Source organism: Mycobacterium sp. 1274756.6 (genome assembly GCF_001668625.1).
In the GTDB taxonomy this organism is placed as follows: domain Bacteria; phylum Actinomycetota; class Actinomycetes; order Mycobacteriales; family Mycobacteriaceae; genus Mycobacterium.
Map to the genome: position 1 here is coordinate 21,575 of NZ_LZLJ01000060.1, position 14,848 is coordinate 36,422.

The following is a 14,848-nucleotide window of genomic DNA, read 5'->3' on the forward strand; positions in this document are numbered from 1 at the left end:
CTCGTACTTACCGGTAGTCGGAGTAGCCGTAGTCGTCCAGCGGCACCGCGGCACCGGTGGCGGTGCCGAAGTCCGGGCTGTAGTACTGATCCTCGTACGACGGGATCGTGTACGCCGCGGCTCGGGCCTCCTCGGTGGGCTGCACCTGGATGTTGCGGTAGCGGTTGATGCCGGTACCGGCCGGGATCAACTTACCGATGATCACGTTCTCCTTCAGACCCTCGAGGCGGTCACTGCGGCAGTTGATCGCCGCGTCGGTGAGCACCCGGGTGGTCTCCTGGAACGACGCCGCGCTCAGCCACGAGTCGGTGGCCAGCGACGCCTTGGTGATCCCCATCAGCACCGGGCGGCCCGCGGCGGGCTCGCCGCCCTCGGCCATCACCCGCCGGTTCTCGGACTCGAACTCGGCGCGCTCGGTGAGCGAGCCGGGCAGGAACTCCGTGGACCCGGAGTCGATGATGGTCACCCGGCGCAGCATCTGCCGGACGATCACCTCGATGTGCTTGTCGTGGATCGACACACCCTGGGCGCGGTAGACCTCCTGGACCTCCTTGACCAGGTGGATCTGCACCTCACGCGGGCCCTGCACGCGCAGCACCTCGTGCGGGTCGGCGGAGCCCTCCAGCAACTGCTGGCCCACCTCGACGTGGTCGCCGTCGGCCAGCAGCCGCTCCTCACCGTCGGCGTGCTTGAACACCTTCAGCCGCTGACGCTTGGAGAGCTTGTCGTAGACCAGCTCCTCCCCGCCGTCGTCGGGGATGATGGTGATCTTGTAGAACCGCTCGTCCTCCTCCAGCCGGATCCGGCCGGACACGTCGGCGATCGGCGCCTTACCGCGCGGCACCCGCGCCTCGAACAGCTCCTGCACCCGCGGCAGACCACCGGTGATGTCCTCACCGACACCACCCTGGTGGAAGGTGCGCATGGTCAGCTGGGTACCGGGCTCACCGATGGACTGGGCGGCCACGATGCCGACGGCCTCACCGATGTCGACCAGCTTGCCGGTCGCCATCGACCGCCCGTAGCACAGCGCGCACACCCCGGTGCCGGTGCCGCAGGTCAGCACCGAGCGGACCCGCACCGCGGTGATCCCGGCGGCCAACGCCGCCTCGATCGCCGGGTCGCCCAGGTCGTGGCCGGCCTCGACCACCACGTTGCCGTCCTCGTCGAGGGCGTCGGTGGCCAGCGTGCGGGCATACGCCGACGTCTCGATGTGCGGGTCGCGGATCAGGGTGCCGTCGGGCTGACGCTCGGCCAGCTCCACGGTGATACCCCGCTCGGTGCCGCAGTCGTGCTCGCGCACGATGACGTCCTGGGAGACGTCGACCAGACGACGGGTCAGGTAACCCGAGTCGGCGGTCCGCAACGCGGTGTCGGCCAGACCCTTACGCGCACCGTGGGTGTTGATGAAGTACTCCAGCACGGTCAGGCCCTCCCGGAAGGAGGACTTGATCGGACGCGGGATGAACTCACCCTTCGGGTTGGTCACCAGGCCCTTCATCCCCGCCAGGGTGCGGGTCTGGGTGAAGTTACCGGTGGCGCCGGACTCCACGATCGTGATGATCGGGTTGTCGGCCGGGTAGTGGTCGCGCAGCGCCTCACCGACCTCGTCGGTGGCTTCCTTCCAGATCTCCACCAGCGCCTCGGTGCGCTCCTCGCGGTTGAGCGCCCCGCGCTGGAACTGCTTCTCCACCTTGTCGGCACGGGCCTCGTAGGCGTCGAGGATCTCCTTCTTGCGCGGCGGCACCAGCACGTCGGCCATGGAGACCGTGACCCCACTGCGGGTGGCCCAGTAGAAGCCGGCGTCCTTGAGCTTGTCGACGGTCTGGGCGACGACGATCATCGGGTAGCGCTCGGCCAGATCGTTGATGATCGCGGCCTGCACCTTCTTGTGCATCTGCTTGTTCACGAACGGGTAGCCCACCGGCAGCAGCTCGTTGAACATCACCCGGCCCAGCGTCGTCTCGGTGGACCAGGCGTCACCGGGACGCCAACCGTTCTCGCCGAACAGCTCCGCCTCGATGTCGGCGGGCGGCCGCTGGTCGCTCAGCCGCACCTTGATGCGGGCCCGCACGCTCAGCGCGCCGCGGTCGGCGGCCATGATGGCCTCCGCCGGCGAGGAGTACACCCCCGACTCCGGGGCATCCTTGGTGGCCGGCGCGTATTCGCCGGTGTCGCCCTCGATCTCGGTGGTCAGGTAGTACAGACCGGTCACCATGTCCAGCCGCGGCATGGCCAGCGGACGGCCCGAGGCCGGGGACAGGATGTTGTTCGAGGACAGCATCAGGATGCGGGCCTCGGCCTGCGCCTCGGCCGACAGCGGCAGGTGCACCGCCATCTGGTCACCGTCGAAGTCGGCGTTGAAGGCCTCACACACCAGCGGGTGCAGCTGGATCGCCTTGCCCTCCACCAGCATCGGCTCGAAAGCCTGGATCCCGAGGCGGTGCAGGGTCGGTGCGCGGTTGAGCAGCACCGGGTGCTCGGCGATGACCTCTTCGAGCACATCCCACACCTGCGGACGCTGACGCTCCACCATCCGCTTGGCGCTCTTGATGTTCTGCGCGTGGTTGAGGTCCACCAGCCGCTTCATCACGAACGGCTTGAACAGCTCGAGTGCCATCAGCTTGGGCAGACCGCACTGGTGCAGCTTGAGCTGCGGGCCGACCACGATGACCGAACGGCCCGAGTAGTCCACACGCTTACCGAGCAGGTTCTGGCGGAACCGGCCCTGCTTGCCCTTGAGCAGATCGCTCAGCGACTTCAGCGGACGGTTGCCCGGCCCGGTGACCGGCCGGCCGCGGCGGCCGTTGTCGAACAGCGCGTCGACCGACTCCTGCAGCATCCGCTTCTCGTTGTTGACGATGATCTCGGGCGCACCCAGATCCATCAGCCGCTTGAGGCGGTTGTTGCGGTTGATCACCCGCCGGTACAGGTCGTTGAGGTCGGAGGTGGCGAAGCGGCCACCGTCGAGCTGGACCATCGGGCGCAGTTCCGGCGGGATCACCGGCACCGCGTCGAGCACCATGCCCATCGGCGAGTTGCCCGACTGCTGGAACGCCGCGACCACCTTCAGCCGCTTGAGGGCGCGCAGCTTCTTCTGCCCCTTGCCGTTCTTGATGATGTCGCGCAGCGAGTCGGCCTCGGCGTCGATGTCGAAGCTCTCGATCAGCTTCTGGATCGCCTCGGCACCCATCGCCCCGGTGAGGTACTCGCCGTAGCGGTCGATGAGCTCGCGGTAGAGGTTCTCGTCGACGATCAGCTGCTTGGGCGCCAGCTTGGTGAACGTGGTCCAGATCTCCTCGAGCCGGTCCAGCTCCCGCTGGGCGCGGTCGCGCAGCTGGCGCATCTCGCGCTCACCGCCGTCGCGCACCTTGCGGCGCGCGTCGGCCTTGGCGCCCTCGGCCTCCAGCTCGGCCAGGTCGGCCTCCAGCTTCTGGGCGCGGGCCTCCAGGTCGGTGTCGCGCTGGTCCTCGACGGCCTTGCGCTCCACGGTCATCTCGGCTTCGAGGGTGGACAGCTCGTTGTGGCGCATCTCGTCATCGACGCCGGTGATGACGTAGGCGGCGAAGTAGATGATCTTCTCGAGGTCCTTCGGAGCCAGGTCCAACAGGTACCCGAGACGCGACGGCACGCCCTTGAAGTACCAGATGTGGGTGACCGGGGCGGCCAGCTCGATGTGGCCCATCCGCTCGCGGCGCACCTTGGCGCGGGTGACCTCCACACCGCAGCGCTCACAGATGATGCCCTTGAAGCGCACCCGCTTGTACTTGCCGCAGTAGCACTCCCAGTCGCGGGTCGGCCCGAAGATCTTCTCGCAGAACAGGCCGTCCTTCTCCGGTTTGAGCGTGCGGTAGTTGATGGTCTCCGGCTTCTTCACCTCGCCGTAGGACCATTGCCGGATGTCGTCGGCGGTGGCCAGACCGATCCGGAGTTCGTCGAAGAAGTTGACGTCGAGCACGTAACGCCCTTTCCCCTTGCGGGTTTGGTACTAGTAACTAAGCGAGGTCCTCAACCGAGGCGGATTCGTTGCGGGACAGGTTGATACCCAGGTTCGCCGCAGCGCGCTCCAGGTCGTCGTCCTCGCCTTCGCGCAGCTCGATGGCCGCACCGTCGCTGGAGAGCACCTCGACGTTGAGGCACAGCGACTGCAGCTCCTTGAGCAGCACCTTGAACGATTCCGGGATGCCGGGCTCGGGGATGTTCTCCCCCTTGACGATGGCCTCGTAGACCTTGACCCGCCCGACCGTGTCGTCGGACTTGATCGTCAGCAGCTCCTGCAGCGTGTAGGCCGCGCCGTAGGCCTGCATCGCCCAGCACTCCATCTCACCGAACCGCTGCCCACCGAACTGCGCCTTACCGCCCAGCGGCTGCTGGGTGATCATCGAGTACGGGCCGGTGGAGCGGGCGTGGATCTTGTCGTCCACCAGGTGGTGCAGCTTCATGATGTACATGTAGCCGACGGTCACCGGGTACGGGAACGGCTCACCGGAGCGCCCGTCGTAGAGCACCGCCTTGCCGTCGCCGTTGACCAGCACGTTGCCGTCCCGGTCGGGCAGCGTCGAGGCCAACAGCCCCTGCAGCTCCTCCTCCTGGGCACCGTCGAAGACCGGGGTGGCGGTCTTGGTGTCCGGCTCCGCGGACAGCAGCTCCTCGGGCAGCTTGCTCGCCCAGTCCGGGGTGCCGCCGACGACATCGATGTTCCAGCCGGCCTTGGCCACCCACCCCAGGTGGGTCTCCAGGATCTGGCCGATGTTCATCCGGCGCGGCACACCGTGGGTGTTCAAGATGATGTCGACCGGGGTGCCGTCGGGCAGGAAGGGCATGTCCTCGGTCGCGAGGATCTTGCCGATCACACCCTTGTTGCCGTGCCGGCCGGCGAGCTTGTCACCGTCGGAGATCTTGCGCTTCTGGGCGACGTAGACCCGCACCAGTTCGTTGACGCCGGCGGGCAGTTCGTCGTCGTCCTCGCGGGAGAACACCCGGATGCCGATCACCTTGCCGGACTCCCCGTGCGGCACCTTCAGCGAGGTGTCGCGCACCTCGCGGGCCTTCTCGCCGAAGATCGCGCGCAGCAGCCGCTCCTCGGGGGTCAGCTCGGTCTCCCCCTTCGGGGTGACCTTGCCGACCAGGATGTCGCCGTCGCGGACCTCCGCGCCGATGCGCACGATGCCGCGCTCATCGAGGTCGGCGAGCACCTCGTCGGAGATGTTGGGGATGTCGCGGGTGATCTCCTCGGCGCCCAGCTTGGTGTCGCGGGCGTCGATCTCGTGCTCCTCGATGTGGATCGAGGTGAGCACGTCCTCCTCAACCAGGCGGTTGGACAGGATGATCGCGTCCTCGTAGTTGTGGCCCTCCCACGGCATGATCGCCACGAGCAGGTTCTTGCCCAGTGCCATCTCACCGTTCTCGGTGCACGGGCCGTCGGCGATGACCTGACCGTCCTCGACGCGCTGGCCGGCGTCCACGATCGGGCGCTGGTTGGCGCAGGTGCCGTGGTTGGACCGGTTGAACTTGCGCATCATGTAGGTCTGGCGGCTGCCGTCGTCGGCCATCACCGTGATGTAGTCGGCCGACACCTCCTCGATGACCCCGGCCTTCTCGGCGACGACCACTTCACCAGCGTCGATGGCGGCCCGCAACTCCATGCCGGTGCCCACCAGCGGCGACTCGCTGCGCACCAGCGGCACCGCCTGACGCTGCATGTTCGCCCCCATCAGGGCGCGGTTGGCGTCGTCGTGCTCCAGGAACGGGATCATCGCGGTGGCCACCGAGACCATCTGGCGCGGCGAGACGTCCATGTACTCCACCTGGGCGGAGGAGACGTACTCGACCTCGCCGCCCTTGCGGCGCACCAGCACGCGGCTCTCGGAGAACCGGCCGTCGTCGTCCAGCGGCGAGTTGGCCTGCGCCACCACGTAGCGGTCCTCTTCGTCGGCGGTCAGGTACTGCACCTGGTCGGTGACCACCCCGTCGACGACCTTGCGGTAGGGCGTCTCGATGAACCCGAACGGGTTGACCCGCGCGTACACCGACAGCGACCCGATCAGACCGATGTTGGGGCCTTCCGGGGTCTCGATCGGGCACATCCGGCCGTAGTGGCTCGGGTGCACGTCGCGGACCTCCAGGCCGGCGCGCTCCCGGGAGAGCCCGCCGGGCCCGAGCGCCGACAGCCGGCGCTTGTGGGTCAGCCCGGACAGCGGGTTGTTCTGGTCCATGAACTGGGAGAGCTGGCTGGTGCCGAAGAACTCCTTGATCGCGGCGACCACCGGGCGGATGTTGATCAGGGTCTGCGGCGTGATCGCCTCGACGTCCTGGGTGGTCATCCGCTCGCGCACCACCCGCTCCATGCGGGACAGCCCGACCCGGATCTGGTTCTGGATCAGCTCACCGACGGTGCGCAGGCGACGGTTGCCGAAGTGGTCGATGTCGTCGACCTCGACCGGCACCTCGAAGCCGCCGGGGGCGGTCATCGTCGGCTGGCCCTCGTGCAGGCGCACCAGGTACTCGATGGTGGCGACGACGTCCTCTTCGGTCAGCGTGGTGATCGCCGAGTCGACGTTGAGGCCCAGCTTCTTGTTGACCTTGTAGCGGCCCACCCGGGCCAGGTCGTAGCGCTTGTCCTTGAAGAACAGGTTCTCCAGCAGCGCCTGCGCGGACTCCTTGGTGGGCGGTTCGCCCGGGCGCAGCTTGCGGTAGATCTCCAGCAGCGCCTCGTCGGGGCCGGCGGTGGAGTCCTTCTCCAGGGTGGACATCATGATCTCGGAGAAGCCGAACCGCTCGCGGACCTGCTCGTTGGTCCAGCCCAGCGCCTTGAGCAGCACGGTGACCGACTGGCGGCGCTTGCGGTCGATACGCACCCCGACCGTGTCACGCTTGTCGATGTCGAACTCCAGCCACGCGCCGCGGCTGGGGATCACCTTCACCGAGTGCAGGTTCTTCTCGGTCGACTTGTCGATGCTCTCGTCGAAGTACACCCCCGGCGAGCGCACCAGCTGCGACACCACGACCCGCTCGGTGCCGTTGATGATGAAGGTGCCCTTCTCGGTCATGATCGGGAAGTCACCCATGAACACCGTCTGGCTCTTGATCTCGCCGGTGTTGTTGTTCATGAACTCGGCCGTGACGAACAGCGGGGCCGCGTAGGTCATGTCCTTGTCTTTGCACTCCTCGACCGGCGCCTTGACGTCGTCGAAGCGCGGGTCGGAAAAGGACAGCGACATGGTGCCGGAGAAGTCCTCGATCGGTGACAGCTCGTCGAGCACCTCCTCCAGGCCGCCCTTGGGGGGAACGCCCTCGGTACGGGCGGCAGCCTTCTCCCGCCACTCGTCGGCGCCGATCAGCCACTGGAACGAGTCGGTCTGCACGTCGAGCAGGCCGGGCACCTCCAGCGGCTCGCGCAGCTTGGCGAAGGAGACTCGGTTGGGGGCTCCGGGCACGGAGTCGTTGGTCGTACTCGAGGGGTTCGTCTTGCTCTGGCGGGAGACTGCCAAGATGCGTCCTTCCAGCACCTCATGCGACCTGCGGGTCGGGTTGACCCGATCGTCGCGAATTCTGCGTCGGTTCGGCTGGCGGGCGTACTGTCCGGGCCTCACGCACGGGGCCGGAAACCTGGGCGTCGAACGAGCTCAGACCGGGACCGCGATGTCAGGCGAGTGTGAGGTGGGCAGGGGGCAGCCAGCGCAACGACCAAGGATAGCGCAGCATCGGCCATTCCTCAACCGCGGCATCACGGTGAGCTCGACGCTGGCTGTCGTCGCCTGAGTTCGGTGTGTGAACACGCTGACCTCAAGATTGACCTGTTTAGCGCCGTCCGTCAAGCATTTCGGGAAGCCGAGTTGCGGTTCGGGCCGCGGGCCGGGCCGGCGTGAGTTTCCTCACTCCGGCCGGCTGCTACGCCTGGTGGCGCGGGATGACGGCGGTGGTCGCCTCGTCGGGGTATTCGACGACGTCCCCGGAGTCGTTGGCGTGGTAGCGCCCGTTGTCCTCCATCGACTCCCGGATCGCCTCCTGGGCGGCCTCGGGCAGGGTGTGCATGATCGAGCGGACCCGCTCCTGGCGACGGCCGACGGCCTGCCGCTCGGGCATGCCCGGCGAGGCCGACAGCTGCGGCGGCACACCCTCGATCTCCTCCACACCGCCGTGGTGCTGGCCGGCGTCGAGCATGGCCTGCTCCTCGGCCATCGTCGACTCGTCCTTCTCCTCCGACATGCCGATCGGGCCGATGCGCCGGCCGTTGAGGAACTGCTTGACCACCGGCTCGTCGCTGGTCAGCAGCACCTCGCGCGGACCGAACATCACCAGCTGCTTGCGGAACAGCATGCCCATGTTGTCCGGCACGGTGCGGGCGATGTTGATGTTGTGCGTGACGATCAGGATCGTGGCGTCGATCTGGGCGTTGATGTCGATGAGCAGCTGGCTCAGGTAGGCGGTACGCACCGGGTCCAGACCGGAGTCCGGCTCGTCGCAGAGGATGATCTCCGGGTCGAGCACCAGGGCGCGGGCCAGCCCGGCGCGCTTACGCATACCACCGGAGATCTCGCCGGGGAACTTCATCTCGTCGCCGGTCAGACCCACCAGGGCGAGCTTCTCCATGACGATGTCACGGATCTCGCTCTCCTTCTTCTTGGTGTGCTCCCGCAGCGGGAAGGCGGTGTTGTCGAACAGGTTCATCGACCCGAACAGCGCGCCGTCCTGGAACAGCACGCCGAACAGCGTGCGGATGTCGTAGAGCTCCTTGGCCGAGCACTGGATGATGTCGGTGCCCTCGATCTTGATCGAGCCGCGCTCGGGGCGCAGCAAACCGATCAGCGACTTGAGGAACACCGATTTGCCGGTACCCGACGGGCCCAGCAAGACGCTGACTTCCCCCGCGGGGATGGTCATCGACACGTCTTCCCAGATGCGTGACGAGCCGAAAGACTTGGTCAGTCCTTCGACCTCGATTGCTACGCCCACGCGAGTTCCTTCCGCTTACGCCTAATCCGCCAACCTGACCGTGTGGCAACCGTCACTGTAGCTCACCGCTGCTCGCCAGATCATATTTCCGACCAGAGACCCGGTCGGCTTTCCGGAGCACAGTACCGACCCGTCGCGGCGTGGCCGCGACCAGGATGGCTATCGGAAGTTCGGGGGATCTCCGGGGGACGTGGAAGGGCCCCCGGGACCGTGATCCCGGGGGCCCTTCGACGGCCGAAACTACTTGAGGGTGACGGTGGCGCCAGCGGCCTCGAGCTTGGTCTTGGCCTCCTCGGCGACGTCCTTGGCGACGCCCTCGAGCAGCGGCTTGGGCGCGCCGTCGACCAGGTCCTTGGCCTCCTTCAGGCCCAGGCCGGAGACGACCTCGCGCACCACCTTGATGACGCCGATCTTCTTGTCGCCGGCGGCCTCGAGGATGACGTCGAACTCCGACTGCTCCTCGGCGGCCTCGGCGGCCGGGGCGGCGCCACCGGGGGCGGCCGCGACGGCGGCGACCGGGGCGGCGGCGGTGACGTCGAAGGTCTCCTCGAACGCCTTGACGAAGTCCGACAGCTCCAGCAGCGTCATCTCTTTGAAGACGTCGAGCAGTTCCTCGGTGGACAACTTGGCCATGGTTGGGGTCCTTTCCTTATTGCCGGGTGGTTTTCCGGATGGGGGGTTGGGTTAGTCGGCGGCTTCGGCCGGGGTTTCGGCCTCGGCGGGCGCCTCGGCTGGGGTTTCGGCTGGGGTTTCGGCTTCGGCGGGCGCCTCGGCTTCGGGTTCGGCGGGAGCGGCGGCCTCGGCGGGCTTCTTCTCCTGCAGCGCGGCGGCCAGTCGGGCCACCTGCGACGCCGGGGCGCTGAACAGCCCGGCGGCCTTGGACAGGTTCGCCTTCATCGCGCCGGCCATCTTCGACAGCAGCACCTCGCGCGACTCCAGGTCCGCGATGCGCTCGATCTCGTCGACGGTCAGCGGGTGGCCGTCCATGTAGCCACCCTTGATCACCAGGGCCTTGTGGTCCTTGGCGAACTTCTTGATCGCCTTGGCCGCGTCGACCGTCTCCCCGGTGACGAACGCGATCGCGGTCGGGCCGACGAACAGGTCGTCCAGCCCCTCCACGCCCGCCTCGGCGGCAGCCCGCTTCACCAGCGTGTTCTTGGCGACGGAGTAGGTGGCCGTCCCGCTGAGCGAGCGACGCAACTCGGCCAGGTTGCTCACCGACAGGCCGCGGTACTCGGTGATGACGGTGGCGGTCGACGCCTTGAACTGCTCGGCGATGTCCGCGACGGCGGCGGCTTTGTCAGCCCTCGCCATGCATACCTCCTGGGTTCGGTGGACTCGGTGGTCGCCGGCCGACCCGGGAGAACACGAACGCCCCGACGCAGGACGCGGTCGGGGCGTGAAGAACGTCGTGTGACGACGTCTGCCTCGTCCTCCTGCGTGGGCCGCCGGGATGCTCCCGGACCTTCAACCGATTCCTCGGTGACCGACGGTCTTGGGTGGATCGCCGTCAACGATAGCGCGGACGGTGCCGATCAGCCAAAACGGCGCCCGTCACCGTTCACTCTGCGCAGAGCACGGCGCCTACTCGCACTCTCCCGTGCTGAGCGCAGAGTCGACGACCCGGCCGTGAATGCGCTCCCGTTCGGACCGTCCACTCGGCGTTGAGCGGCGGGTTTGGCACACTACGGGGATGGGTTCGACGGGGACGGGTTCGGCGGAGAACCGCGAGATCGCGAAGTTGGCGCGGGTGCCGCTGCCGGTCGAGGCGGCGCGGATCGGGGCGACCGGCTGGCAGCTCACCCGCACCGGGGCGCGGGTGCTGGTCAGCCTGCCCGGCCGCGGCGGCCTGCAGCACAAGGTCATCAAGCAGATTCCGCAGACCTTCTCCGACCTGGGCCCGACCTATGTGAAGTTCGGCCAGATCATCGCTTCGTCGCCGGGCGCGTTCGGGGAGCCGCTGTCGAAGGAGTTCCGCAGCCTGCTCGACGCGGTGCCGCCGGCCGATCCGGCCGAGGTGCACAAGCTGATCGTGGAGGAGTTGGGCGCCGAACCCACCGAACTGTTCGCCAGCTTCGACGACACCCCGATCGCGTCGGCCTCGATCGCCCAGGTGCACTTCGCCACCCTGCACAGCGGCGAGGAGGTGGTGGTCAAGATCCAGCGGCCGGGCATCCGCCGGCGGGTGGCCGCGGACCTGCAGATCCTCAAACGCTTCGCGCAGCTGGTCGAGATCGCCAAGCTGGGCCGGCGGCTGTCCGCCCAGGACGTGGTCGCCGACTTCGCCGACAACCTCGCCGAGGAACTCGACTTCCGCATCGAGGCGCAGTCGATGCAGACCTGGGTGAACCACCTGCACGCCTCCCCGCTGGGCAAGAACATCAAGGTGCCCGACGTGCACTGGGACTTCACCACCCGCCGGGTGCTGACGATGGAGCGGGTCGCCGGCATCCGCATCGACAACGCCAAGGCTATCCGGGAGGCCGGCTTCGACGGCGTCGAGCTGGTCAAGGCGCTGCTGTTCTCCACCTTCGAGGGCGGGCTGCGCCACGGGCTGTTCCACGGCGACCTGCACGCCGGCAACCTGCTGGTCGACGATCAGGGCAGGGTGATCTTCCTCGACTTCGGGATCATGGGCCGCATCGACCCACGCACCCGCTGGCTGCTGCGCGAGCTGGTGTATGCGCTGCTGGTCAAGAAGGACCACGCCGCCGCGGGCAAGATCGTCGTGCTGATGGGAGCGGTCGGCACCGTCAAACCCGAGGGGCAGGCCGCCAAGGACCTGGAGGCCTTCGCCACCCCGCTGACCATGAAATCGCTCGGGGACATGTCCTACGCCGAGATCGGCAGGCAGCTCTCCGCGCTGGCCGACGCCTACGACGTCAAGCTGCCCCGCGAGCTGGTGCTGATCGGCAAGCAGTTCCTCTACGTCGAGCGCTATATGAAGCTGCTGGCGCCGCGCTGGCAGATGATGTCCGATCCCGAGCTGACCGGCTACTTCGCCAACTTCATGGTCGACGTCAGCCGCGAGCACAACGCCGGTCCGGAGCTGTGACCGTGGAGGTTCGCACCGGTACCGCGGTCTCCGGCGACGTCGAGATCGCCTACGAGGACATGGGCGATCCCGCCGACCCGCCGGTGCTGCTGATCATGGGGCTGGGCGCGCAGCTGCTGCTGTGGCGGACCGCGTTCTGCGAGAAGCTGGTCGCCGAGGGCCTGCGGGTGATCCGCTACGACAACCGCGACGTCGGGCTGTCGACCAAGCTGACCGGCCGCCACGCCGGCGGCCCGCTGCCGGTGCGGATGATCCGGTCCTTTCTGGGGCTGCGCAGCCCGGCGGTGTACACGCTAGAGGACATGGCCGACGACGCCGCCGCGGTGCTCGACCATCTGGGCATCGAGCGCGCCCACATCGTCGGCGCCTCGATGGGCGGGATGATCGCCCAGGTCGTCGCCGCCCGGTTCGCCGAGCGCACCCGGTCGCTGGGGGTGATCTTCTCCAGCAACAACCGGGCCTGCCTGCCGCCGCCGGCACCGCGCGCCCTGCTCTCGCTGCTCACCGGCCCCTCCCCCACCTCACCGCGCGAGGTGATCGTCGACAACGCGGTGCGGGTCTCCCGGATCATCGGCAGCCCCGACTACCCCACCCCCGAAGAGCAGCTGCGCGCCGACGCGATCGCCGGTTACGAGCGCAGCTACTACCCGTGGGGGATCACCCGCCAGTTCGCGGCGATCCTGGGCAGCGGCAGCCTGGCCGGCTACGACCGCCGGATCGCCGCACCGACGGTGGTGATTCACGGTCTGGCCGACAAGCTGATGCGGCCCTCGGGCGGGCGGGCGATCGCGAAGGCCATCCGCGGCGCCCGGCTGGTGCTGATCGAGGGCATGGGCCACGATCTTCCCGAGGTCCTGTGGGACCGGGTGATCGGCGAGCTGACCGCCACCTTTGCGGCGGCGCACTGACCGCTGAACGGGCGTTCCCCGGTTTGAGCCCAGACCACCCCGGCGGGTAATGTCTGACGTTGGCCTCACGCCGCGTTGAGATCGCAGCGACGGCACACCGCCTCAGGCCGGCAAACCGGGTTTGGAGATTTTCCGCATGGCGAAGTTAGAGCCGAAGTACGAAGAACTGCAGTCGATCTACGACATCTCCGATGAGTTCTACGAGCTGTTCCTCGGTCCCACCATGGGCTACACCTGTGGATACTTCGAACGCGAGGACATGACCACCAGCGAGGCGCAGAACGCCAAGTTCGATCTGGCGCTGGGCAAGCTGGGCCTGGAACCGGGCATGACCCTGCTGGACATCGGCTGCGGCTGGGGCGGCGGCATGCAGCGGGCGCTGGAGAACTACGACATCAACGTGATCGGCCTGACGATCAGCAAGAACCAGCAGAAGGCCGCCCAGGCCCGGCTGGCCAAGATCCCGACCGAGCGCAAGGTCGAGGTCCGGCTGCAGGGCTGGGAGGAGTTCGACGAGAAGGTCGACCGGATCGTGTCGATCGGCGCGTTCGAGCACTTCGGGTTCGAGCGCTACGAGCCGTTCTTCGAAATGGCCTACAACGCCCTGCCCGACGACGGGCGGATGCTGCTGCACACCATCTGCGTGCACGACTTCCGCGACCCCGACGCCGAGCACCCGCCGGTGACGATCAGCACCGCCAAGTTCACCAAGTTCATCATGGACGAGATCTTCCCGGGCGGCCGACTGCCGACCATCGCGATGGTCGAGGAGCACGCCGACCAGGCCGGGTTCACCCTGACCCGCCGCCAGTCGCTGCAGCAGCACTACGTGCGCACCCTGGAGTTGTGGGCCGAGGCGCTGCACGCCAACAAGGAGCGCGCCCTTGCGGTGCAGGGCCAGGAGGCCTACGACCGGTTCGACAAGTACCTGGTCGGCTGCGCGGACCTGTTCCGGGGCGGCTACACCGACATCAACCAGTTCACGCTGCAGAAGTAAGCAGCACGCAGAAACGGACCGCGGCGCGGCGCCTGTCCTCGGACGGGCTCCGCGCCGCAGTGCTTTGCGGCGGCAGTGCTTTGCGCGGCGCCGCAGCCCCCGAAAACGCAGCCGGCCCCACACCGGCGGAAAACCGGGTGGGGCCAGCTGTCGAGGCGGCCGGTCGGGTCGTCTCCGACCCGAGCCCGCTCAGGCCTCGGTGAAGTTACGGGTCACGGTCGGGTCGACCGGGATGCCCGGGCCGGTGGTGGTCGAGATGACGATCTTCTTCAGGTAGCGGCCCTTGGATGCCGACGGCTTGAGCCGCAGGATCTCGTCGAGGGCGGCGCCGTAGTTCTCGGCCAGGTTCTTCTCGTCGAACGAGGCCTTGCCGATCACGAAGTGCAGGTTGGCCTGCTTGTCGGCGCGGAAGTTGATCTTGCCGCCCTTGATGTCGGCGACGGCCTTGGCCACGTCCGGGGTGACGGTGCCGGTCTTGGGGTTGGGCATCAGCCCGCGCGGCCCCAGCACCCGGGCGATCCGACCGACCTTGGCCATCTGGTCGGGGGTGGCGATGGCGGCGTCGAAGTCGGTGAACCCGCCCTGGATCCGCTCGATCAGGTCGTCGCCGCCGACGATGTCGGCGCCCGCGGCGGTGGCCTGCTCGGCCTTCTCCCCCACGGCGAACACCGCCACCCGGGCGGTCTTGCCGGTGCCGTGCGGCAGGTTCACGGTGCCGCGCACCATCTGGTCGGCCTTGCGCGGGTCGATGCCGAGCCGGATCGCCACCTCGACGGTGGCGTCCTGCTTGGTCGAGCCGGTCTCCTTGGCCAGCTTGGCCGCCTCCAGCGGGCTGTAGAGGTTGTCGCGGTCCACCTTCTCGGCGGCGGCGCGGTAGAACTTGCTCTTCTTGCTCATGTGTTCATCCCATCGGTGTTGAAAGGAGCCGTGGTC

At 67.8% G+C, this 14,848-nt stretch carries 9 protein-coding genes; 3 read left to right on the forward strand and 6 right to left on the reverse strand.

The genetic code is table 11. The annotated features are described in order from the left end of the window. Nucleotides 1-7: 7 nt before the first annotated feature. The 5 genes from A5643_RS07820 to rplJ form a co-directional block, all read right to left on the reverse strand. Nucleotides 8-3,958 carry a DNA-directed RNA polymerase subunit beta' gene (locus A5643_RS07820; protein ID WP_066853654.1) on the reverse strand — a complete coding sequence of 1,317 codons (3,951 nt, stop codon included), beginning with the start codon at nucleotides 3,956-3,958 and terminating at the stop codon, nucleotides 8-10. Nucleotides 3,959-3,995: 37 nt separating this feature from the next. After that, nucleotides 3,996-7,490 carry a DNA-directed RNA polymerase subunit beta gene (gene rpoB / locus A5643_RS07825; RefSeq protein ID WP_502686224.1) on the reverse strand — a complete coding sequence of 1,165 codons (3,495 nt, stop codon included), beginning with the start codon at nucleotides 7,488-7,490 and terminating at the stop codon, nucleotides 3,996-3,998. Nucleotides 7,491-7,890: 400 nt separating this feature from the next. Continuing rightward, a complete protein-coding gene (locus A5643_RS07830) occupies nucleotides 7,891-8,955 on the reverse strand; it encodes an ABC transporter ATP-binding protein (protein WP_066853658.1) in 1,065 nt (354 codons plus the stop codon). Nucleotides 8,956-9,195: 240 nt separating this feature from the next. Further along, nucleotides 9,196-9,588 (reverse strand): 50S ribosomal protein L7/L12, encoded by a 393-nt coding sequence (gene rplL / locus A5643_RS07835; RefSeq protein ID WP_066853660.1) that lies wholly within the window; start codon nucleotides 9,586-9,588, stop codon nucleotides 9,196-9,198. A 51-nt stretch (nucleotides 9,589-9,639) separates the two neighbouring features. Beyond that, nucleotides 9,640-10,269, reverse strand: a complete 630-nt coding sequence (gene rplJ / locus A5643_RS07840; protein ID WP_066853662.1) for a 50S ribosomal protein L10 — start codon at nucleotides 10,267-10,269, stop codon at nucleotides 9,640-9,642. Nucleotides 10,270-10,648: 379 nt separating this feature from the next. Between rplJ and A5643_RS07845 the strand changes: the two genes are divergently transcribed. The 3 genes from A5643_RS07845 (at nucleotide 10,649) to A5643_RS07855 (ending at nucleotide 13,915) form a co-directional block, all read left to right on the forward strand. After that, complete coding sequence (locus A5643_RS07845; protein WP_197497678.1) at nucleotides 10,649-12,010, forward strand: ABC1 kinase family protein; 1,362 nt, start codon at nucleotides 10,649-10,651, stop codon at nucleotides 12,008-12,010. 2 nt (nucleotides 12,011-12,012) lie between these two features. Beyond that, on the forward strand, nucleotides 12,013-12,918 hold the full coding sequence (locus tag A5643_RS07850) for an alpha/beta fold hydrolase (protein WP_066853846.1): 906 nt from the start codon (nucleotides 12,013-12,015) through the stop codon (nucleotides 12,916-12,918). Nucleotides 12,919-13,054: 136 nt separating this feature from the next. Continuing rightward, nucleotides 13,055-13,915: a cyclopropane mycolic acid synthase family methyltransferase gene (locus tag A5643_RS07855; RefSeq protein WP_066853664.1), complete on the forward strand. Its 861-nt coding sequence runs from the start codon at nucleotides 13,055-13,057 to the stop codon at nucleotides 13,913-13,915. A 189-nt stretch (nucleotides 13,916-14,104) separates the two neighbouring features. Here the strand turns inward: A5643_RS07855 and rplA are convergent, their stop codons facing one another. After that, nucleotides 14,105-14,812 carry a 50S ribosomal protein L1 gene (gene rplA / locus A5643_RS07860; protein ID WP_066853666.1) on the reverse strand — a complete coding sequence of 236 codons (708 nt, stop codon included), beginning with the start codon at nucleotides 14,810-14,812 and terminating at the stop codon, nucleotides 14,105-14,107. Nucleotides 14,813-14,848: the final 36 nt, after the last annotated feature.

What these genes read in the sequence shown, in the direction of transcription:
- rplL (WP_066853660.1), bottom strand. Translation starts at nt 9,588, where the DNA reads ATGGCCAAGTTGTCCACCGAGGAACTGCTCGACGTCTTCAAAGAGATG.
- rplJ (WP_066853662.1), bottom strand. Translation starts at nt 10,269, where the DNA reads ATGGCGAGGGCTGACAAAGCCGCCGCCGTCGCGGACATCGCCGAGCAG.
- A5643_RS07845 (WP_197497678.1), top strand. Translation starts at nt 10,649, where the DNA reads ATGGGTTCGACGGGGACGGGTTCGGCGGAGAACCGCGAGATCGCGAAG.
- rplA (WP_066853666.1), bottom strand. Translation starts at nt 14,812, where the DNA reads ATGAGCAAGAAGAGCAAGTTCTACCGCGCCGCCGCCGAGAAGGTGGAC.
- A5643_RS07855 (WP_066853664.1), top strand. Translation starts at nt 13,055, where the DNA reads ATGGCGAAGTTAGAGCCGAAGTACGAAGAACTGCAGTCGATCTACGAC.